The 21435-nt window shown below is 41.5% G+C and carries 16 protein-coding genes; 5 read left to right on the forward strand and 11 right to left on the reverse strand.

From position 1 onward, the window contains the following. The 4 genes from CWB80_RS12755 to CWB80_RS12770 form a co-directional block, all read right to left on the reverse strand. Positions 1-3174, reverse strand: coding sequence for an efflux RND transporter permease subunit (locus tag CWB80_RS12755; RefSeq protein ID WP_138600040.1), 3174 nt, complete (start codon positions 3172-3174; stop codon positions 1-3). A 14-nt stretch (positions 3175-3188) separates the two neighbouring features. Continuing rightward, entirely contained in the window at positions 3189-4394 is a 1206-nt protein-coding gene (locus CWB80_RS12760; protein ID WP_138600041.1) for an efflux RND transporter periplasmic adaptor subunit, read from the reverse strand. A gap of 202 nt (positions 4395-4596) precedes the next feature. After that, positions 4597-5289, reverse strand: a complete 693-nt coding sequence (locus CWB80_RS12765; protein ID WP_138600042.1) for a haloacid dehalogenase type II — start codon at positions 5287-5289, stop codon at positions 4597-4599. Between the two features lie 55 nt (positions 5290-5344). Next, positions 5345-5998, reverse strand: a complete 654-nt coding sequence (locus CWB80_RS12770) for a peroxiredoxin-like family protein (protein WP_138600043.1) — start codon at positions 5996-5998, stop codon at positions 5345-5347. Positions 5999-6104: 106 nt separating this feature from the next. On the opposite strand from CWB80_RS12770, the gene CWB80_RS12775 reads away from it, so the two are divergent. The 5 genes from CWB80_RS12775 (at position 6105) to phnW (ending at position 12962) form a co-directional block, all read left to right on the forward strand. Then, a complete protein-coding gene (locus tag CWB80_RS12775) occupies positions 6105-6980 on the forward strand; it encodes a LysR family transcriptional regulator (RefSeq protein WP_138600044.1) in 876 nt (291 codons plus the stop codon). 85 nt (positions 6981-7065) lie between these two features. Further along, a complete protein-coding gene (locus CWB80_RS12780) occupies positions 7066-7626 on the forward strand; it encodes an RNA polymerase sigma factor (protein WP_138600045.1) in 561 nt (186 codons plus the stop codon). Then, entirely contained in the window at positions 7623-8693 is a 1071-nt protein-coding gene (locus CWB80_RS12785) for a FecR family protein (RefSeq protein WP_138600046.1), read from the forward strand. The genes CWB80_RS12780 and CWB80_RS12785 overlap by 4 nt, the downstream gene beginning before the upstream one ends. Positions 8694-8818: 125 nt before the next feature. Next, entirely contained in the window at positions 8819-11725 is a 2907-nt protein-coding gene (locus tag CWB80_RS12790; RefSeq protein ID WP_502705007.1) for a TonB-dependent receptor plug domain-containing protein, read from the forward strand. A gap of 142 nt (positions 11726-11867) precedes the next feature. Then, positions 11868-12962, forward strand: a complete 1095-nt coding sequence (gene phnW / locus CWB80_RS12795; protein WP_138600048.1) for a 2-aminoethylphosphonate--pyruvate transaminase — start codon at positions 11868-11870, stop codon at positions 12960-12962. A gap of 56 nt (positions 12963-13018) precedes the next feature. Here the strand turns inward: phnW and CWB80_RS12800 are convergent, their stop codons facing one another. The 7 genes from CWB80_RS12800 to CWB80_RS12830 form a co-directional block, all read right to left on the reverse strand. After that, positions 13019-13705 (reverse strand): UTRA domain-containing protein, encoded by a 687-nt coding sequence (locus tag CWB80_RS12800; protein ID WP_138600049.1) that lies wholly within the window; start codon positions 13703-13705, stop codon positions 13019-13021. Between the two features lie 64 nt (positions 13706-13769). After that, a complete protein-coding gene (locus CWB80_RS12805; protein ID WP_138600050.1) occupies positions 13770-14330 on the reverse strand; it encodes an HD domain-containing protein in 561 nt (186 codons plus the stop codon). Positions 14331-14340: 10 nt separating this feature from the next. After that, positions 14341-15735, reverse strand: coding sequence for an FAD-dependent oxidoreductase (locus tag CWB80_RS12810; protein WP_138600051.1), 1395 nt, complete (start codon positions 15733-15735; stop codon positions 14341-14343). Then, positions 15735-16544, reverse strand: a complete 810-nt coding sequence (phnX, locus tag CWB80_RS12815) for a phosphonoacetaldehyde hydrolase (protein ID WP_138600052.1) — start codon at positions 16542-16544, stop codon at positions 15735-15737. Before phnX ends, CWB80_RS12810 begins: the two co-directional genes overlap by 1 nt. Positions 16545-16564: 20 nt before the next feature. Next, positions 16565-17869 carry a DUF5690 family protein gene (locus CWB80_RS12820; RefSeq protein ID WP_138600053.1) on the reverse strand — a complete coding sequence of 435 codons (1305 nt, stop codon included), beginning with the start codon at positions 17867-17869 and terminating at the stop codon, positions 16565-16567. Between the two features lie 48 nt (positions 17870-17917). Next, positions 17918-20731 carry a TonB-dependent receptor gene (locus tag CWB80_RS12825; RefSeq protein WP_138600054.1) on the reverse strand — a complete coding sequence of 938 codons (2814 nt, stop codon included), beginning with the start codon at positions 20729-20731 and terminating at the stop codon, positions 17918-17920. Between the two features lie 140 nt (positions 20732-20871). Then, positions 20872-21270 carry an ExbD/TolR family protein gene (locus tag CWB80_RS12830; protein ID WP_138600055.1) on the reverse strand — a complete coding sequence of 133 codons (399 nt, stop codon included), beginning with the start codon at positions 21268-21270 and terminating at the stop codon, positions 20872-20874. Positions 21271-21435: the final 165 nt, after the last annotated feature.

Genomic DNA, 21435 nt, shown 5'->3' on the forward strand with positions numbered 1-21435 from the left:
TTACAGGTTACCCTCTTGGGTTTTAACATGTTCTTGTTGATGATGTGCTGCTATCTCATCAGCAAGCTCTTGTCTTGAACGTTTTTCAGTTAACTTACGTGCCGTTAACCAATAAAAGAACAGCGGCACAAAGAATACTGCAAGGAATGTCGCTGCCATCATACCGCCCATTACACCGGTACCAACACTGTGACGGGCACCTGCACCTGCGCCAGAGCTTAGTACTAAAGGCACAACGCCCAAAATGAAAGCAAGCGAAGTCATAATGATTGGTCTAAAACGTAAACGCGCAGCCTCAAGCGCAGCCGTACTTGCGCTCCAGCCTTGTTGATGTTTCATCAAGGCGTATTCAACAATAAGAATCGCGTTTTTACTAGCAAGACCAAGAAGTGTTACCAGACCAATTTGGAAGTATACATCGTTTGTCATGCCCACAACCCAAACCGCTATAAGCGCACCAAAGGTACCAAATGGCAAAGCAAGCATCACAGACAGCGGTAGTGACCAACGCTCATATAGCGCTGCTAGAATCAAAAATACCATGATCACAGCAAGGCCTAAGGCAATTCCTGTGGTGCCTGAACTGCGTTTCTCTTGGAATGCAGAGCCTGTCCACTCGTAGGTCATATTAGGTGGTAAAACGGCTTGTGCAATACGCTCAACTTCAGCAATAGCTTGACCCGAACTGTAACCCGGCGCTGCATTACCCATCAGTTTAACAGCTGGTAAGTTGTTATAACGATTTAGGTTTTCAGGGCCACGGCTATACTCGATAGTGGTAAAGGCTGAAAGCGGCACCATAGTACCTTGGTTGTTTTTAACATAGATACGGCCAATGTCATCAGGCTTCATTCTAAATTCAGCGTCTGCAGACATTAGTACTTGCCATGCGCGACCAAATTTATTGAAGTCGTTAACATAATAAGTCCCCAAGTTACCGGCAAGGGCAGTGAACGCATCATCAATTTCTACACCCATGGCACGGGCTTGTTCACGGTCAACATCAACACGTAGCTGTGGTGCGTCAGGGCGCCAAAGTGTTTGCAGGCCACTGATAATAGGGCTCTTTTGTGCTTCAGCTGTCATCAACTGCATTGCATGTTGAAGTTTGTCTGGGTCGCTATCACCTTTGTTTTGAATGTAAAACTCAAAACCACCTGTGTTACCTAAACCAAAAATAGCCGGAGGATTAAAGGCAAGAACGAGCGCCTCTTTAATACCTGCTGTTTTCATAAAGAGCTCTTGCACCAGCGCCTTGGTATCAACTTCGCGCTCATCCCAATGTTTTTGTGTCACGAATAAGGTTGCAGCGCTGTTTTTGTAACCACCGCCAATAAAGTCAAAACCGGTAAACGCTACCACGTTTTCGTTCGCTGGGTTTGATTGCACGGCCTCAACAACTTGCTGCGTGACTTGCTCTGTGCGTTCAAGTGATGAACCGTCAGGTAAGAAGATTGCAGAGATGTAATAACCTTGGTCTTCATCTGGCACAAGCGAACCTGGGGTGTTTTGCCAAAGGCCAATCGTTGCGGCAATCATACCTGTCATTAAGATCAGACCTAACAGACCACGGCGCACCATAAATCCAACAGCACCAACGTAACGGCCGGTGATCTTGGTAAACATGTCGTTAAACCATAAGAAGAAGCGGGCAGTTTGCTTGTGTTCTTGTTTTAAAATAAGTACACAAAGCGCTGGCGTCATCGTTAAAGCAACGACACCCGATAAACTTACAGCAATCGAAATAGTAATAGCGAACTGGCGGAATAACTCACCGGTTAAGCCACCTAAAAACGCAATTGGCACAAACACTGAGCAAAGTACTAAAACAATTGCCACCACCGGGCCGCTTACTTCGCCCATCGCTTTAACAGCGGCTTCTCTAGCACCGAGCCCTTCTTCGTGCATGATACGCTCAACGTTTTCAAGCACCACGATGGCATCATCAACAACAATACCAATCGACAGCACCATACCGAATAAGGTGAGTGAGTTAATTGAGTAACCCAGCATATACATGCCGGCAAATGTGCCCAGTAGTGATACTGGCACTGCTAGGGTAGGAATAAGCGTGGCGCGCCAATTTTGTAAGAATAAGTACACCACTAAGAATACCAATACCATGGCTTCAAGTAGTGTTTTTACAACTTCACGGATTGATACTTCAACAAAGCGGGTTGTGTCGTATGAGGTTAAATGAGCAAGGCCGGTCGGGAACTGGCTTTTCATTTCTTCAATAACACCGTTTACTTCTTCAGCTACATCAAGAGCGTTAGCACCCGGTTGCAAGAAGATACCTAACAGTACCGCTTCTTTACCGTTAATTGTCCCTTTGAAGTTATAATCTTTTGAGCCAAGTTCAACGCGGGCAACGTCTTTTAAGCGTAAGCTACTGCCGTCAGTGTTTGAACGAATAATGATATTTTCAAACTGCTCAGGCTCAGACAAACGCCCTTGTGCAGTTACACTGTAAACCAGCTCTTGTGGAGATTGTGTAGTTGGTGTTGCACCAATTTTACCTGCCGCATATTGTGAATTTTGTACGCGAATTGCCCCTGCAATTTCTTCAACAGTAACACCTAACTGGCTCATTACATCAGGGCGCAGCCAAATACGCATTGCGTAATCTTTGGCACCAAAAATTTGTACACTGGTAGTGCCTGGAATACGTTTAACACGGTCAAGTACGTTCATAGTGACATAGTTTGATGTCCATAAACTTGAACGTGTTCCATCTGGTGAGTAGAAGGCATGAACTTGTAAAAAGCTAGAAGAACCTTTTTGAACCACCACACCTTGGCGGCGTGTTTCTTCAGGTAAACGCGCTTCAACCTGCTTAACACGGTTGTTTACGTTAACGGCTGCTTGGTCAACATCAGTACCAATTTCAAAAGTAACTTCGATGGTGGTTGAACCTGCACTGGTTGACGTTGATGACATATACATCATGCCTTCAACACCGGTAATGGCATTTTCAATCGGTGTCGCTACCGTTTGCTCAAGCACATCGGCAGATGCACCCGGGTAGGCTGCGGTTACTTGTACAACCGGTGGTGCTATTTCAGGATATTGCGCCACAGGTAAGCTGCGCATCGCAGCAAGGCCCGCAAGCACAATAACAATAGAGATAACAAACGCAAAAATGGGTCTGTCTATAAAGTAACGAGAAAACATAAGACTCCCTGTGCTTATTCTGCGTGGCTTGGGTTAGCGGCTGGTTTGCCAACATTGACTGGCATACCCGGGAAGAAAATACGTGCCATGCCATCAACAATAACTTGGTCGCCTTCTTTTAACCCACTGCGAATTAACCAAAAATTTTGGTATTGCTCGTTTTCTGGTTTTTTGATCCATTCACCTACAGTAACAGGGGCAGGTAAAGCGACATCCATACCTTGCTCGTTTTTACTTACTACATAAACAAACTTACCGGTGCCGTTATCAAGCACTGCACGTTGCGGTACGATGAAAGCGTTTTTGCGTACTGCACCACTTAACTCAACGCGCACGAATTGGCCCGGGCGAAGTTGAAAATCAGGGTTAGGAATAATTGCCTGAAACTCACTGGTACCTGTGTTTGGATTAATACGCACATCTGAGAAGTTAACTTCACCGGTTTGTCCGTATAACGAGCCATCTTGCAGTTTAATTTGTGTTTTCCAATGGCCTTGCTCAGGTAACGTCAGTGAGCCATTTTTAACATCTTGACGCATTTGCAGTTGTTCACGCTCAGATAAGCCAAAACGAATACGAATAGGGTCAAACTGAGTCATTTGAGTCAGTAATAAATCTGGACCAGAAACATAGGTTCCTTCAGAAACAAACTCACGTCCCATTACACCTGCAACAGGGGCTTTCACTTGCGCATATTCAAGGTTTAGTCGCGCTTCTTTTAAGGCAACTTTTGCAGCTGCTAAATCAGTTTTAGCAATATCATTGGTTGAACTAGCGTTATCGTAGTCACGTTGTGAAACGGACTTTTCGGCACGTAGTTTAGCTAATCGTTTAACATCACGATCAGCTTGAACAAGCGCTGCTTTTGCACCATCAAGTGCTGCTTGCGCACGATCAACCGCAAGTTGATAAGGTTCAAGGTCAATTGTAAACAGTGATTGGCCTTGCTCTACACGCTGACCTTCTTCAAAGTTGCGTGATTCAAGAATACCGGTGACACGGGCACGAACTTCAACTTCTTTTGAACCAGACAGCGTAGCTGGCAGCTCAATAGTAAAAGGTGCATCGTGAGTTTCCATTGTCATAGTCGCGACAGCGGCGGGGTGCATTTGACCCTGTTGTTGCTGTGGCGCTTCTGAACAACCTTGCAGTAGCAAAGGAGCAGAAACTAATAACAACGCAGATAATGATAATTTGGCAGGTGCGAAAGGCAGACGCATGTTTACTCCACAGTCCAATTGTTAAGTAGGTATACATAAAAAATAGTCTATCAGGATGAAAGACGTCACTATGCATATTCATTTAGCGTTTAGTTTATACCCAAAAAAGAGAAAGGTACACCCTGTAGTTTACTTTTTTGTTAGGCGCAAAAAAACGCAAAGCATTTTCGCTTTGCGTTGATATAACGGTTTAAATCGTTTTTTACTTTTTCGTTAGTAAAGAGGCTAACTCTTCTAGGTTTTTAACAATGTAGTCTGGTTGCTTTGCCAATGGGTAAAGCGCTTTACCGGGCCTTGCGATAAACGCTGTTTGCATACCCGCTTCTTTAGCGCCTGCTACATCCCAGCCGTGAGCCGCAACCATTAAAGCTTCGTGAGGCGCTACATTTAATTGTTCAAGCAACCACTTGTAAGCGCGCAGATCGGGTTTATACACTTTAATATCTTCAACACTGTAACGGTGAGTAAAGTAATCTGTTAAACCAGCATGTTGGAACTGTGCTTTTACACCGTTATTTGACGAATTTGTAAAGCTGACTAGTTTGTAGTTTTGCTTTAATTTCGCTAAAGCTGGTTTAACATCGCTATGGGCAGGTAAAGATAAAAGCGGTGGCACAATCGCTTGCTTTGCTTGCTCGTAGGTTAACGAAATTTGATTATTACTTGCCACCATCATCAGTGCTGCAACGCCAATTTCACCAAAGTCATGATAATCATTCGATACCGTACTTACTAAGGAGTGGTGAAGCATTGTCGAAAACCAAAGCGGTAATAGCTGGGTATTACCATCAAGCGCTTCAGCGACTGAGGTTTGCATTTGTTCAAGATCAAGCAAGGTTTCGTTGACATCAAACACAATTACTTTTGGTTTTGCTTGGTGTTGAGACTCTGCCATTGTGCCTCCCGAATAGGTTGTGGTTACCAATAAAACTAGACTAAAAAATACTTTTTTAAACATGATTTAGTGCCTTAACTGCGTTAAGAACATCTAAAGGCTCTGCTCTTAAAGTGTAATCTTCATGGGCAAACGCAAATTGAATTACCCCTTGGCTATCAATAACGTAGGTTGCTGGTAGTGGTAATTCGTAGCTTTCGTCACCATTGACTTTTGGAATATCTAAACCAAGTTGATCGTAAACAGGGATTAAGCGTTCATCTAAGGTGAATACCAAGCCACACTTTTTAGCCAATGAGTTAGACACATCAGAAAGCACCGTATAAGCTAGCTCGTTTTGCTGTTGAGTAGACAGTGATTCATCAGGTAACTGCGGCGAAACAGCAACTAACTGTGCATTTTGATCAGCAAATGCTTGTTGCATATTGTTAAGTGCACGTAGCTCTAAATTACAATACGGGCACCAGCCACCACGGTAAAAACTCAGCACAAGCGGGCCTTTAGTTAGCAATTCAGTCGAGCTGATTTGTTTGCCCTTGCTGTCGGGTAATTCAAAAGCCGGAAATTTATCACCGACTTTTAAAGCATGCTTGCTTAATTGTTCTGCAATTAGTTTTTCAGTCGTTACATCCATCAAATTTAAGATATCAGCAGGGACATTGGCTTTCTTTTGCACTTCAAAGGCGTCGATTTGGGTTTTTAAAGACATACATGCTCCAATTATTTTTTACAATTAGTAGCAAGTATAGAGTTTTAAATTTTTATATATACAATACAAAACTGAAACCTAAATTCGAAAATGTTGAATCAAAGCCATGTACAGTTTATGTGATTTAGAAACCTTTATTGCCATAGTTGAAAACCAAGGTGTAGTTGCCGCCGCTAAAGCTCAGGGCCTCTCACCAGCTACGGTAAGTCATCGCTTAAGTAAGTTAGAAAAAGCCTTAAGTACTGTATTGTTGTTTCGTGATAGTCGGCGAATACGCTTATCGCCTGCAGGGGAGTTGTTTTATCAACGAGCTGGTGCCATTTTAGAAGCTTTATATGATGCTGAGCATCAAATTGGCGCTCGGGGCTCAGCAGTGACAGGGCTTTTAAGAGTTACTATGCCGCCTTGGGTATTTTCAAAATTTGTGATGCCTGAGCTTGGCCACTTTGAACAGCAATTTCCCGACTTAAAGCTCGATTTTATGATCACAGATCAATTTGTGAATATTGTGGATGATGCCCAAGATGTGGCTATTCGAGTTGGTCAGTTAGCAGATTCAAACCTGCTTTCTCGCAAGCTGGTTAGTAACTCTCGTATTTTGTGCGCAGCACCGAGCTATATTGAAAAATATGGGCAACCAAAATCGGTTTCGGATCTTAAAGACCATTACTGGGTGTGTTTGCCATGGCAGCGACAGCTTAAATTTAGCGAAGGCGAGCAAGTCATTAATTATAATGTGAGAACGCGTTTTACTGTATCTAATTCAGATAACATGACACAGGCTGCGATTGCAGGCCATGGCATAGCGATTAAATCTTATATTGCAATTAAAGAAGATTTAGCCGAAGGGCGGTTAATTGAAGTACTCCCTAATAGCCTTGTTGATGCTGACGCACCAGTGTGGTTTTTAAAACCACAAAACAGCCTAGTGACGCGCAAAACAGAGGTTTTTTATGAGTTTATGAAATCTTTGTTTACTTAAGGTACAAAAACTTAACAAATGGCTTGTAATTAAACTGAAATCTCGTACCCTAAAGCAATAAAAATATAATAAAGGTGAGTTAAGGATGACAGAACAGACTGGGGTTATCACCGCTTTTACCGAGATATCGAGCAAGCTTAGGCGCTTTGTATCGCGAATTGTCAGCCCTGATGATGTAGAAGATATTGTACAAGAAACGTTTATAAAAAGTTATGAAGCTGATCTTAAGCAAAATATCGAATATACTCACAGTTACATGCTGAAAACAGCTAAACATTTAGCGCTGAATCACATCGCTAAATGGGACAATAAATACAAAGAATCGTTAGATGAACAACAACAGGTTGAGCATCATATGCGTTCAATGGCACTTGAAGATGAAGTGACTTCTAAAGAACGTTTTTTGTTTTTTTGCCGAGTAACTAACGAATTAAGCCCTCAGGTTAAAAAATGTTTTATCTTAAAAAAAGTCTATGGCTTAAGCCAAAAGGAAATTGCAGCTAAAATGGATCTCAGCGAGAGTACTGTTGAAAAACATATAGCCAAAGGCTTATTACATGTTCACCGAGCAATGAAATCACATGATGTACAACCTCAGGCATTTACCCCTACCACAGAGTTCACTGCAAAAGAGGTGAACAAATGAGTAATGTTCATCCATTTTCATCAAAAGACATGATTCAAGAGCAGGCGAGTCATTGGATCAGTGCAATTGATCGTGGCTTATCTAAAGATGAAGTAAGTCAATTACATATCTGGGCTCATCAAAGTACAGCTCATCAAGAGGCACTGTTTGAACTTGCGACCTTGTGGGATGAAATGAGTGTGCTTAATGAGTTAAGTAGTTTGTTTCCTTATAAAGCACCGCAAAAACAACCTGCTGTATTTGGTATGGCAACCGCTGCCAGCTTTTTAGTGGTGATGTTGCTTGGTTGTATCATGCTTATCTATTCAAGCTATTGGCAAAGTGAAGAAAATGACTACGCCAAATTTACCAAAATTTACCGCACTAAAGTGGGTGAGCAAGCTGAATTTGTGTTACCAGACAGCACTATTGTGCAGCTCAATACCAATACTAAACTTGAAGTTGCCTACTCAGGCGATCGTCGTCAATTAATTTTGAGCCGCGGTGAAGGGCGCTTTAATGTTGCCAAAGATCCGAGCCGTCCGTTTACGGTTATTGCTGGTGATAAATCATTTACTGCACTTGGTACGGTGTTCAATGTTCAGCGAAATACCGCTTCAGACCTAGAGCTAGTGGTGACTGAGGGCAAGGTGATGATTGCTGATCCTGGTACGCAGGTTGATGCTAGTGACTTTAATCGTTTAAAAGACGCCTCAGATAACAGTGAAGATATAAAAGCGCTTCGCGCTAATGTTGTTGTATCTGGTGAGAAAGCACTGATAAAACATAGTAAAACAGAGCCAATTAAACAGTTATCTGTTGATGACGTACAACGTGATTTGGCATGGCAACAAGAAATGCTGATTTTTAATGGCGAGTCTTTAGACGAAGCTCTGCAAGAGGTGAGTCGTTATACCGCCACACGTTTTGAATTAAATGATCCAGAACTTGCCTCTTTAAAAGTGGCTGGCGTGTTTAAAACTGGTGACATTAAAGGTTTGCTTGATTCTTTACAGGTCAACTTAGGTGTAGAACATCAACGTTTAGGTGAACATCGTGTTAGCTTAACTATCGCTGCAAAAGGTTAGTTCTGTCTATGAGAATACGCCAATCTAATGATGTTAATTGTGCGCCACTTTCTCGTCACAAAAAATTAATTAAAAAAAAGTTAAATTTACATAGCGGATTTTTCTTCCTCACTTGTTTGTTTAAATTGCGCAGTAAGCAATTGCCGTTGTTACCTGCCTCTTTTGTTATTTATGGCCTTACAGCAGGCCAAGTAGCAATAGCGGCTGAAAAACAAATGCTGCAATTTGACATCAAAGCGCAACGAGCTGATTTGGCGTTAATCGAATTTGCAAAGCAAACCGAACAAACAGTCATTTTTTCTTTCGAATTAGCAAAGCAATATCAAGCGCAATCAGTGTTTGGTTTTTACACCAAACTTGATGCACTTAATGCGATGCTAGAAGGCACTGAGCTCGATGCGGTTGTTGATCAACAAGGCTTGCTGAGTATAAAACTCAAACAAGTAGATAGGATAGATAATAACATGATCAAAGTATCAGGGGTCAGCGCTGCAGTCGTGCCATTACTGCTTGCCGCCAATACGCAAGCGTTAGCAGAAGATCAATCAGCAGAACAAAACATCGAAAAAATTGCCGTTGTCGGTAGCCGTGTAGCAGGACGCTCGGTTGAAGATTTACCGGTTCCGGTTGATATTTTAAGTGCCGAAGCACTCGAGAATACAGGTCAAACAGAAGTTGGCCGTATGCTTCAGGCTATTGCACCGTCTTTTAACTTTTCAAGCTCGTCTATCAGTGATGGTACTGATGCACTTCGCCCTGCAACATTACGTGGCTTAGGGCCAGATCAAACCTTAGTTCTTATCAATGGTAAACGCCGCCACCAAGCGAGCCTTATTCACATTAATACGTCAGTAGGTCGTGGTACGGCGGGTACCGACATGAATGCTATTCCTGCTGCTGCAATCAAACGTATTGAAGTATTACGTGATGGTGCTGCTGCGCAATATGGTTCAGATGCCATCGCAGGTGTTATTAATATCGTATTAAAAGACGCTGAAGAGGGCGGTAAAGCGGCGATTAATTACGGTGAGTACTCAGAGGGCGATGGCGAAACTGTAACTGTTGATTTCAACAAAGGTTTTGCTTTAGGTGATGAAGGTTATTTAAATACCACAATCAACTACCGTGACCGTGCGCCGACAAACCGTGCAGGTCTTCATGGCTCATGTCAATTTTACGGCTGTACTGAACTTGATGACGGTACGCTATTAGCAGGCGACCCTCGTGAGTTAACAGCACCTCGTGATACGTTTAGAATTGGTGATGCAGATTCACAGCAATTTGCTCTAACCGTTAATACAGGCTATGAGCTTGCTGGTGGTGAGCTATATGGCTTTATCACTTATTCAAATCGTGAAAACGAATCAGCTGCGTTTTTCCGTCATAACGCAAATGCTAATGGTAACCCTGTATTACAAGATGGTGATGCAACCATTCCTATGGGTTTCTTACCGAAAATTAATACTGTCATTGATGACGTATCTTATAACTTTGGTTATAAAAAATCGTTCGATAATGACTCAAGCATTGATTTATCGTACACCTACGGTGAAAACAGCATTGATTACACCACAAGTGACACTATCAACGGCTCTTATGCTAACTACCTTCGCTATGACCAAGGTTTAACGGCTGATGAAATTCGTGCCACTATCCCACGTTCAGCGTATGCATATGGCCTTGAATTATCACTGCAAACTCTAAACCTTGATTACACCAAAGATTACGACAACTTCTCATTAGCACTAGGTGCTGAGCTTCGTACAGATGAGTTCCGTATTCTTGAAGGTAGCGAATACGCATACCGTGATTACGATACAGTTGATGGTGTGAGCATCTATTCTGGCTTAAATGGCGGTGTAGGTAGTGTTGACGCTGCAAGCGGTACGCAAGGTTTTGGTGGCTCAGATCCGGCATCATCAGTTGATGAGTCGCGCGATGTGATCTCATTCTATATGGATGCAGAAACCTATGTTTTCGATGATGTAATTATTTCTGGTGCGGTACGTTACGATAACTACAAAGGCTTTGGCGATACAGTTAACTTTAAGTTAGCGGGTAACTGGTCTGTGACTGAAGATGTGTCTCTACGTGGTGCATTAAGCACAGGTTTTAGAGCACCTTCTATGCAACAACTTTACTTTAATAACGTAAGTACACAGTTTGTTGTAGGCGATGATGGCAGCTTAGTGGCTGAGCAAGTAGGTACGTTTAGAAACGACAGTACCTTAGCGCAATCAATTGGTATTCCTAAGTTAAAAGAAGAAAAATCACAAAACCGTAGTTTAGGTATTGTGTATAACGTGACCGACAATATCAATTTAACCATTGACTACTACTCGATTGATATCGACGACCGTATCGTTATTTCTAACCGTTTAGGTAAAGGTTTATCAGATACGCTCGATGCTGCACTTGAAAGTTCAGGCGCAGGTGCAGGTCAGTTCTTCTTAAATGGTGCAGATACAGAAACAGAAGGTGTTGATTTAGTTGCTACATGGAACACAGAAGGCCTTGGCGGCACGCTAGATTTCACCTTTGCTGCTAATTTCACTAAAACTGATGTGGTTGATTTATTTACGCCATCAGGCAGTGGCCTTGAAACTATTCCGGTAGAAGATGTGTTTTCTGCCCAAGAAACATCAATTATCGAAGAATGGCAACCAGAAGACCGCATTAACTTAAGTGCGCTTTACCGTTTAGAAGATTGGACTGTAAACCTATCTTTAAACCGTTACGGCGAATACACAGTTGAAGATGGTGGCCGTCAAACATACGGTGCTGAAATCTTAACTGATGTTAAAGTTAACTACTTCTTTAACGAAAACCTGTCATTTAACATTGGTGCAAATAACTTATTTGATGTTTACCCAGATAAGAACACCATTGGTAATTCGCGCTCGGGTACGATTGTTGATGCTAGCGGCAACACAATTGTTTCAAGCCCTGGTGTATTCACTTACTCACGTCGTTCAGCACCATTTGGTTTTAACGGTGCGTACTACTACGTAGGTGCAGAGTACAAGTTCTAAACTCCCTTTAGATTCCTTTATTATTTAACTTGCAAAGGGCCGTTAGGCCCTTTTTTAATGCAGTCATAAAAACTTCACTTTTTTTATCAACATAAATCCCTAATAATATCTGGACTAGACCAGATTTTAGGCGATATTAAAAATGAATGAATATTTACTGTTAACTCCTGGCCCATTAACAACATCGGACAGTGTAAAACAAGCGATGTTAAAGGATTGGTGTACATGGGATGACGATTATAACTTAGGTGTTGTACAGGCTATTCGCAGCAAACTTGTAACTTTGGCCACTAAAAGTTCTGACTATACGTGCACATTAATGCAGGGCAGTGGCACTGCGAGTGTAGAAAGTGCTTTAGGTAGTTTAGTCGCAAATGAACATAAGTTATTAATAATAAACAATGGCGCATATGGTAAACGGATGGCAGAAATTGCCAAGTATTTAGGTGTTGACCATTGTGTTTTAAATTACACTGAAACTCAGCTACCAAGCTGTGACGACATTGAAAAAACACTCTTGAGTGATGAAAACATTAGTCATGTTGCAATGGTGCACTGCGAAACGACGACCGGCATGCTAAACCCAGCAAAGCAAGTGGGCGAACTATTATCACGCCATAACAAAGTGTATATTTTAGACGCAATGAGCAGCTTTGGTGGCGTACCGTTTGACTTAGCAGATTGGCACATTGATGTAATGATTAGCTCATCTAATAAGTGTATTCAAGGTGTTCCAGGTTTTGGTTTTGTAATTTGCAAACGTGACTTAATTGAAGAATCACAGGGGGTTCCACGTTCGTTGTCACTTGATTTACATGCACAGTGGCAGTGTATGGAGAATAATCAAGGTAAATGGCGTTTCACATCTCCTACACATGTTGTACGCGCATTTCATCAAGCTCTAATTGAATTAGAACAAGAGGGTGGTATTGCAGCACGTCATAAGCGTTATAAAGACAATCAGCAACTTTTAGTCACTGCGATGAGAGAGTTAGGTTTTCAAACGCTCTTAGATGAGAGCTTACATTCACCGATTATCACCTCATTTTATTCTCCAACAGCGAATGGGTATGACTTTAAAGAGTTTTACTTGTTGCTTAAAAACCAAGGGTTTGTGATTTACCCAGGTAAGGTGTCAGATGCTGACTGCTTCAGAATTGGCAATATTGGTCATGTGTTCGAAAACGATATTACACGTTTAATTGAGGCAATATCAAACAGCAGATATTGGTTATAAAGAATGTTCACCCGTGTAAAGGCTTTGTTTAACAAAGCCTTTTTTCATTTATTGCCTTAGTGACCTTCGACAGTCATTTCAATGGCATTATGCAACCAATACTCTATATTGTAATCTACTAAACTGCCTAGTTCATCAAAGCGTTTACGAATAACTTTTAAACAGGGTGTGCCACTATTTTTTTGCAATACCTGTGCTACATCGTCAGGAAGGACAGTCACACTAATCGCGCACTGCTCATTGACTACATTTGTTGCGTATTGATTTGCCATTATTTGTGTTATCGAGCCATTTAGGTTGTGCTCAGCAAGGCCATCAAAACGCGCAGCATCACAAAAAATATCTTCAAACATCACTAAACGCTCATCAAGGCTGCGGGCTCGTTGCAAATGGTGCAAAGTGGATGCAGAAAATTCTGCTTTTAAATCATGATTGCTAATTTCTTGATGGCTAATCACTTTGGTATCAGCAACAAAGCCTTGTTGTTTTGCAAGTTCATAAAAATTTACTTTAGTGGCAGGATTCCACTTAAGTTTTGTTGGTGTTACAAACCAACCACGGCGCGTTTGGCTATAGATCAATCCTTCAGCTTCTAAACGAAGTAGCGCCTCACGCACTGTAATACGGGTCGAGTTAAATTGTTCTTGTAACAAACGCTCAGAAGGGAGTTTGTCACCCGTGTTCAGAGTCCCTTCGCTTAGTAATTGATGTATGTAATTTCTGATTTGTTGATATAAAAGCATACGGTGCCTTTTTGCTAAATACAGCTTTAGCTTAACTGATAATAAAGGGATTTATAACGTTTGATTATGAAATTAAATAGTTATCTAAGTAATCTAGCCAAAAAGAAAGTGGTTCAATATGCATATTTGGATCTTTTGCACAGTCGTCAAGTTCTCTTAATTGTAAAATTTCTTCAAAAAATGGCTGGGCTGCAAGTTGATTAGCTTGTTGTAACGACAAAGGGCCACCTTGTTGTTGCAAGGTGAGTGTACTGGCAGGCGAAAGTGTTTGCTCATAACCAGCATTCTTTGCGACTAAATAGCGTTTAGCTTGAACATGTTGAGAAACCATGGCAACGACAGCATCATTAAAGTTATTTTCTTTTAAAAAAATTGCGCCAAGCTCGCAGTGATTCACATATCCTTGCTTGGTCATCGTGAGATTTTGCTGCTGTGCGATTAAATGCCCAATATCATGTAAAAATGCAGCAACGACAGTATCAGCGCTTAATTTTTGCTGCAATGCAAGCCCAGCGCACTGGGCTGCATGAGAATACTGAGTACAAATTTCGTCATAGTGTTGGTAACCAAACTGCTCAAATAAATAACAGATCTGTGTAATTGTTTGTTGGTGTGTAATGGTCATCTAAAAAACTCTACGATTTCATATCGACTTTTCCTGCGCTGCCTATGAGGCTGGCAAGATACGTATCTATTGGATTTACATGGGTGTTATTGTCTTCTGCTCGTTCTTTACGACGAATTGCATTACGAATTAGGTAAGCGCCGACAGTTCGAAAGGGCTCAACTACAAAGTTGTCTAATGTTTGATTTACAAGGCCACAGTGTTGCCAAACAGGTGCATTCTTTAAAATTAAAGCACACAGAATATTTGCCCCTAAAAAAGACTGTACGACGCCATTACCAGAATAACCCTCGGCGTAGATAACGTTTGCTTGATTATTCAAATGTCCAAAAAACGGGAAGCCAGTGACACTTCGGTCAGAAGGGCCTGTCCAAGTTCGATCAATTTCAAAATTATGGTTAGGGAAAAAGTGTGATAAAGAGTTATTTAATAGCGTTTGATAGCGACTCGGCTGCTCAAATTTATCACTCACTCTGTTTGCGAAGCTAAAATAATTTCCGCCTTTGCCAAGCATTAATCGACCATCAGTAGTGGTTCGGTAATAGTTTACAAAAATACGGGAGTCTATTATTGCAGCGCCATGATTGAGACTTAAATGATTTAGCGTTTCAGGCATCGGTTTAGTAATTGCCATATCGCTTGAAACCAGCACGATATTACGTTGAAACTGCGGCTTTAGGGTAGGGAGCCACGCATTAACGGCAAATACTAGATGATTAGCACAAATATTACCTTGGCTTGTTTCAACATTTAGGGGGGACTGTCCGCTATGTGCTGTGTACTGGCACTGTTCAATAATTGTAATGCCTAAACTTTCAGCGACCTGTTTTAAACCACGAACTAATTTTGCCGGCTGAATACTACCACCATGAGGTGAATAATGACCGCTAATATTGGCGGCTGATCCTGTATTGATAAGAGCTTGAGTATCACAGTGTTGCCATGCATTAAGATTGTTATCCTCAAGCATTTTTATTGCGGGGGCTAACAAGTGCTTTTGTGCTTCATTTGAGGCGGTGTAATAACAGCCATCAATTCGACAATCGCAGTCGATACCGTGCTGACAAACAAACTCTGCAATTTGATGAACCGCTGACTCAGACTCTCTGACTAAAAACAGTGCCTTTTCGAAACCGACTAACTTACTTAAACTGGGCAGCTTAGTTGACCAAGTTAACATTGCACCGCCATTTCGCCCTGATGCGCCTTGCCCGCAATAGCCTTTTTCAATGATGGTAACTTTTAAATTAGCTTGTTGCTGCTTAAGTTTGATAGCGGTCCAAAGGCCTGTAAAACCACCACCTATGATACATACATCGCAATGGTGCTTTGCAGGTAATGAAAGAGGAAGCGCATAGGCTTCCTCTTGCATTGCATTATCAAACCAAAAAGGTTGAAACTGCATTATGGGCGCTCCCCTCGGCTTAGTTTTGCATCAATCTCCATTAAAACAGCTTCAATATCAGCCAGTGAGTCGACCACGAAATGTGCACCTGCAGAGTACAAGCTTTGGTAAGCTTGACGTGTCAGTTGCTGCTTTTTTTCAGCACTACATGCTTGCCACTCTTGCTCTGTTAAGCCAACCGCATTACCGCTTAATGCGAGGCCAATTGTCCACATGCCGGCATTCAAACCTTCTTCGATGCCGGGGGCTGAATCATCAATTTTGATACAGTTAGCAACTTTTTTAATGCCTAAAGCATTTACATTTTCAAGAGCCATCCAAGGGCCAGGGCGAGAACCGGCTTTAAGGTCGTCACTTGCTACCCAATGATCCGGTTGATAGCCATAGTCTGCAGCGGCACTGACTAACACTTCCATAACTTGGCGAGGGTAGCCCGAACAACTGCCTACTTTGATGTTTTGCTGTTTCAAGCGATTGATCACTTCAAGCGCACCAGGAATAGGCATTGCTCTGTCTGCTACTTTTGCCTTTTGCAATGGCATGAAAGTTTGATAGATGTGATCAATATCTGAGTCTGACATTGCTCGGCCAAACTGTGAGTGCCAGCGTGAAGCAACTGACTCCAATTTTCCAAGTGTGGCAATGTGATCCCATTTTCCCATACCCATTGGAATACGCGCTTCAGCAAGTGAAATCTCAAAGTCATAAGCTTGTTTAAATGCTTCAACAAAAATGGTAGTGGGGGCAACTGAGCCATAATCCACGACAGTTCCAGCCCAATCTAAAATGATAGCTTCTATGTTTTTCATAAGATTCTCTTTTAATTGTTTCAGGTCACAACCTGTTTTGAGTGATGAGTTCGAATAGGGGATAAACGTACTGTGAAATAACACAGTGAACATGCAACTAAAGCGGCGGCAACAATGCCAACTAAGTAACAAGCGTTAATAAAGAAGTTAAGCCAACTGAGTTCAGGCATAGCAAATGTTCTGTACAGTAAAATACTGACAGAGCCAAGATAGCCCGCAGAATCAGCAAGATAAATTAAAAAACCAGCATTAGCGACAGAGCCAACGGCAGAAATCATTCGGTCAAATAGAAAACAGTTATACGGGATGTAACTGATATAGAGACCTGAGCCAAGTAAGACCATCCACGCTTTTGCGGATATCAAGTTAGCTTCAAAAGCAAAGGTGCTCGACAATAACAAAGCGGCACCGAATAAAATAAAGCCGTGATTGACATAAAATGCGGTTTTGTTGTTTTTTACCAAAACCATCGCGCCTAATGCGATAAGGACAATAAATGACATTCTGATCCCCGCGTAGGCGAAAATGGCAGGTTCTTCACCATGGCCAAGAGCTTGCCAAATTTCAGCTGCAAAATTGTCACGGAAATCACGAAAACCAGTAAACAGCATGAAGCTTAAAATGAGGCTGCTAATACCAAACCAATACTGTTTAAAAAATTGCCAACGAGCTTTGCCATCCATAGATAAGCGTTTTTGTCTTGCTTGTTCGTCCTCTATTGTTGGTTCTGGAATGAGGGTTAAGCATTTAACACTAAACAATAGCAGCGGGAAAAATAGCGCACCTGTTGCTGCAGGCATCCAAAGTTCAGGTACATTTAGTGTATCAATAAGCCATTTGCCTACACTGCGAACAAGCCCTGATGCCAATATAAAAGTGACACTCAAAATAGCGCCTAGAATTTCACTGGTTTTTCTTCCTTCAAGAAAGCTAAAAACAAGTCCCCAAATCATGCCTAGTGAGAGGCCATTAAAAAATAGCCAAATAACATTTAACCCAATCGGAGTGATAGCAAATAACACCAGCGATATTTCTGCAGCGGCAATAAGGCCAATAATTGTTAAACCTCGTTGCTGATGCTGCATCTCTGAAATAACTTTTATGCCAATAAATTTAGCGCATAAATAGCCAAAAACTTGCGCCAAAATCAGTGCAATCTTAAAGCTTATCTGCCAACTCGGATCGTCGAATTCAGTGTAACTATTTGCAGTGAATGGCTTACGAAATGCGTACATAGAAAAGTAAGTGAGAAATGCAGCACTGGCTGCAAATAACACAAAACCGGTTCCTTGCGCACGTTTAAGCCAATTAGGGTGTGAAAACATTAGGTATCCTTTGCGGGGCAATGGCCCCGCATACAACTCAAAAACTGATTAGAACTGATAGTTAAAGCCAACCATGCCGCGTACACCGTAGTACTCTACTTGTAGAGGACGGCTTTCATCGCCTAGGTAGTATTTAAGAGGCTCGTTGGTTAAGTTATTCAGTTCGAGGTAGACTAATGCGTTTTCGTTAAGCTGATATGACGTGGTAAAGTCAACGCTTGTATTGTCGCCATAATAGCTATCAAATTGTTTGCTGCTGCCATGCTCTTCAATGTATTCACCTTTGAAGTTAACGGCTAATCGAGCTGCAAAATGCGTATTATCGTAATACACCGTAAAGTTGTAGAGACTATCTGCTTGGCGAGGAATGGAGACTTTGTCTGCGCGATCTGGAATCGTCATTTCTGAATCCATGAAGGTCGCATTAGCCATGATGCCAAAGTTATTTAGTTCAGGTGTAATAAACCCTAAATCACGATTGAACGCGACCTCGAGACCTGCAAGCCATGCGCTATCGCCATTTTCAGGGCGAATAATATTAACCCCAGTGTTATTGCCGAACTCTCCTATAGAGCTACTTTGAAAAATAGGATCGGTAATGTCTTTATAAAATATCCCCAGAGAAACTAACCCTAAGCGGTCAAAGAAGTATTCAGCCATTAAGTCGACATTGTTAGAATAAGTCGGCTCTAAATTTGGGTTACCAGAAGTTAATTCGTTGTCTGCTTCTAAGTAAGTTGCACCTGGCGTTAATGAGCCAAAGTCAGGACGAGCAAAAGAGCGAGTTAATGCAAGTCGATAATTGGTTTGACTGTTAGGGTGATAGGTTAAATGCAATGCAGGTAACACAGACAAGTAGTCATTGTTTGCTTTAACGCTTTCGACTTTATCTTCATCTGCAAGGTAAATATAACCGTCAACTTCGGTGTCGGTTTGAGTTAAACGAAGACCTGTTAGCATTTCCCAATTAGCATTAATGGTATATGTTGCCATACCATATAAAGATGTATGTTGTTCATTAACATCAAAGTTTCTGCCAAGTGCTCCACCATTTTCGATTAAAGCAGATTCACTCTTATCAAGCACAAACTTGTCTTTATTGTTATTCCAAAAATTTGCTAAGTCATCAGTACTAGCAACTTGTGAAAACTGACTTTGATAATCGTAAGAAAGCTCGCTTAAATAGTCACTTCGGCCCGGTTGGTCCGCTAATGTAAAATCACTCAGAGTCGGGGCTACGCCATAGTTTTCAGTATCCCATGCATAAAATTCATCACTGAACCTAGCAACGCGTTCTTTATCGCGGTATTTTGCACCTACTTTAACAATAAGGTCGCTGTTGAGTTGCCACTCAAAGTCTAAAGCGGCAACAATTTTATCTTTTTCATTCACCTTAATTTTATATAGTTCGACCCACGATAAGCCCATTTGGCTTGGGTCAAACGAAAAACCACTTGGTAGATGAGTACTGATTTGATCCCATGGATCTGAACCACCATCAATCGTGTTATAAGCGTAGTTTTTGCCTGTATCTCTGTCTTCAAGGCCTTCGTAACCGACATTTTTTTGGTCAAATCGAACTACAAAATAACTGTTATCTTCACTGTTAGGCGTGTTGCCATACCTAAATTCGTTTTCATAGCTAGATAAAGACCAATTTAATGTTTTGTCGTAGCCAAAGAAATGCTCACCAGCAAACTCAAAGCCCGTCATTTCTGTTATGAGCTCATTTCTAATATGTTGTAGCTCTGCTCTGTCTTTATCAAAACGCATACGATGCTTATAATGCGTTTCATCGTCGATTAGTGTGCCGTACATGGCACTAGCACTAACATTGCCTTGTTCTAGCTGGTATTCAACAGAACCATTTAAACCGTAAGTTTCACGAGTTCCGGTGTAATCTCTTAGCTCTAAACGATAAATACCTAAACCATCATTTCCTCGACGTGGTTCAAAGTTATCTGTTGCCCAGTCGCGTTGCCAAGCCGTTGCGTTAATTAAAAAACCTAACTTGTCATCTAAGATGCGATCGCCATAAAGTAAGTTGGCTGAGTAGTTATTGCCATCAGCTAGTTCGTTTTGACCGAGTGCTAAATTGGCATTAAATACAAAATCATCGGGTGCTTTTTTGGTTATAAAGTTAACGTTACCACCAATAGCATCTCCCTCCATCTCTGGCGTTAATGCTTTTGATACCTCTACAAATTCAATAAGCTCACTCGGGAAAAAGTCAAACGCAGTGGCGCGGCTGGTGGTTTCTTCTTCTGCAGTTGGTAATCGGTTGCCATTGATAGTTGCAGAGCTCCACTGGGCAGGTAAGCCGCGAACAGCAACAAATCGGCCTTCGCCTTGGTCGCGCTCTATAGAAACACCAGGGATGCGTTGAACTGCTTCAGCTGCGTTACGGTCTGGCAACTTACCGATGCCATCAGCCGAAATAACATTTTTAATATTTTTAGCATTCTTTTGGCTATTGGCCGCAGCCATTTCACCACGTTGAATTTGACCAACAGCAACGACTTCTTCAATGGTGTTAGCTGAATTATCCATCACAATAGGAGACAGTAATTTAACCTCATTGTTGCTTATCTCAACATCAACAATCTGGCTGCTATAACCCATATACGAAACTTCAAGTTGGTAGTGGCCTGCATCTAATTTAGCAAGCTCAAACTTACCATCATAATCAGTCACCGTTGATTGATTTGTGCCAACGACTTTAACCAAAGCACCTGGCAAGCGATTACTATGATCTGTGATAGAGCCTTGAATTTTTGCATCAGTGGCAAAAGCGCTATGCGCTGATAAAAATGGGTAGCTGCACAAAAAAACAGCTGTGCTGAGTGTACGTCGTTTAATCATCTGTTGAGCCTCTTATTTTTAAATTAATCTGGACTAGACCAGATTTGTTGCAGACAATAATAGAGAGGCTTTTTTACAAAGATGTGACGGTTTTTTATTTTTAATATTAAAAAAGGGTCAAATGACCCCTTTGATATAAATTATAAAGACGTGCTTATAGAGATTGGTACATCTTGATATTGTTTTATTTTATCAAGCAAGGTGACCAAGGTTTTATGGCTGCTTTGCTCACTTGCTGTTACTTGCACATTGGTCATTTCAAACTGTGCGGCAAATAACGCAAGGTTAGCGATTATCTGCTCTGGTGTGATAAGCCGGTTTGCAAAGTAAATACTGTCGTTTTCAGTGATAATAAATTGCGCTTGCTTTTTAGGGTTTTCAAGACTTGGTTTTGTTAAAGGGCGGTTCACTTCAATAGCGCGCTCTTTAACAAATGAGGTTGTGACGATAAAAAATATCAGCAAGATAAACACAATATCGAGCATTGGAGTCATATCTACATCAGCGTTTGCAGTGGTTTTTTTATGTTGTTTCACCATAATTAGGTCCTTGTTGTTTTGACTAAGCCACAAAATTTACGATTAAGTGGACTAGCCATAGTCGTGTTAAAAACACGGATTATTTTAAAATGCTGGGCGCCACAGCAGTTTTTCGGATCCTAAATTTAAAGTTAGCAGCTTTTAAAAAAACGGTGGTTAAATAAA

The sequence above is a fragment of the Pseudoalteromonas sp. S1650 genome (assembly GCF_005887195.1).
Taxonomy (GTDB): Bacteria; Pseudomonadota; Gammaproteobacteria; order Enterobacterales; family Alteromonadaceae; genus Pseudoalteromonas; species Pseudoalteromonas simplex.

Coding starts and splice junctions, on each gene's coding strand:
- CWB80_RS12755 (WP_138600040.1), bottom strand. CDS start 3,174: ATGTTTTCTCGTTACTTTATAGACAGACCCATTTTTGCGTTTGTTATC.
- CWB80_RS12760 (WP_138600041.1), bottom strand. CDS start 4,394: ATGCGTCTGCCTTTCGCACCTGCCAAATTATCATTATCTGCGTTGTTA.
- CWB80_RS12765 (WP_138600042.1), bottom strand. CDS start 5,289: ATGGCAGAGTCTCAACACCAAGCAAAACCAAAAGTAATTGTGTTTGAT.
- CWB80_RS12770 (WP_138600043.1), bottom strand. CDS start 5,998: ATGTCTTTAAAAACCCAAATCGACGCCTTTGAAGTGCAAAAGAAAGCC.
- CWB80_RS12775 (WP_138600044.1), top strand. CDS start 6,105: ATGTACAGTTTATGTGATTTAGAAACCTTTATTGCCATAGTTGAAAAC.
- CWB80_RS12780 (WP_138600045.1), top strand. CDS start 7,066: ATGACAGAACAGACTGGGGTTATCACCGCTTTTACCGAGATATCGAGC.
- CWB80_RS12785 (WP_138600046.1), top strand. CDS start 7,623: ATGAGTAATGTTCATCCATTTTCATCAAAAGACATGATTCAAGAGCAG.
- phnW (WP_138600048.1), top strand. CDS start 11,868: ATGAATGAATATTTACTGTTAACTCCTGGCCCATTAACAACATCGGAC.
- CWB80_RS12800 (WP_138600049.1), bottom strand. CDS start 13,705: ATGCTTTTATATCAACAAATCAGAAATTACATACATCAATTACTAAGC.
- CWB80_RS12805 (WP_138600050.1), bottom strand. CDS start 14,330: ATGACCATTACACACCAACAAACAATTACACAGATCTGTTATTTATTT.
- CWB80_RS12810 (WP_138600051.1), bottom strand. CDS start 15,735: ATGCAGTTTCAACCTTTTTGGTTTGATAATGCAATGCAAGAGGAAGCC.
- phnX (WP_138600052.1), bottom strand. CDS start 16,544: ATGAAAAACATAGAAGCTATCATTTTAGATTGGGCTGGAACTGTCGTG.
- CWB80_RS12820 (WP_138600053.1), bottom strand. CDS start 17,869: ATGTTTTCACACCCTAATTGGCTTAAACGTGCGCAAGGAACCGGTTTT.
- CWB80_RS12825 (WP_138600054.1), bottom strand. CDS start 20,731: ATGATTAAACGACGTACACTCAGCACAGCTGTTTTTTTGTGCAGCTAC.
- CWB80_RS12830 (WP_138600055.1), bottom strand. CDS start 21,270: ATGGTGAAACAACATAAAAAAACCACTGCAAACGCTGATGTAGATATG.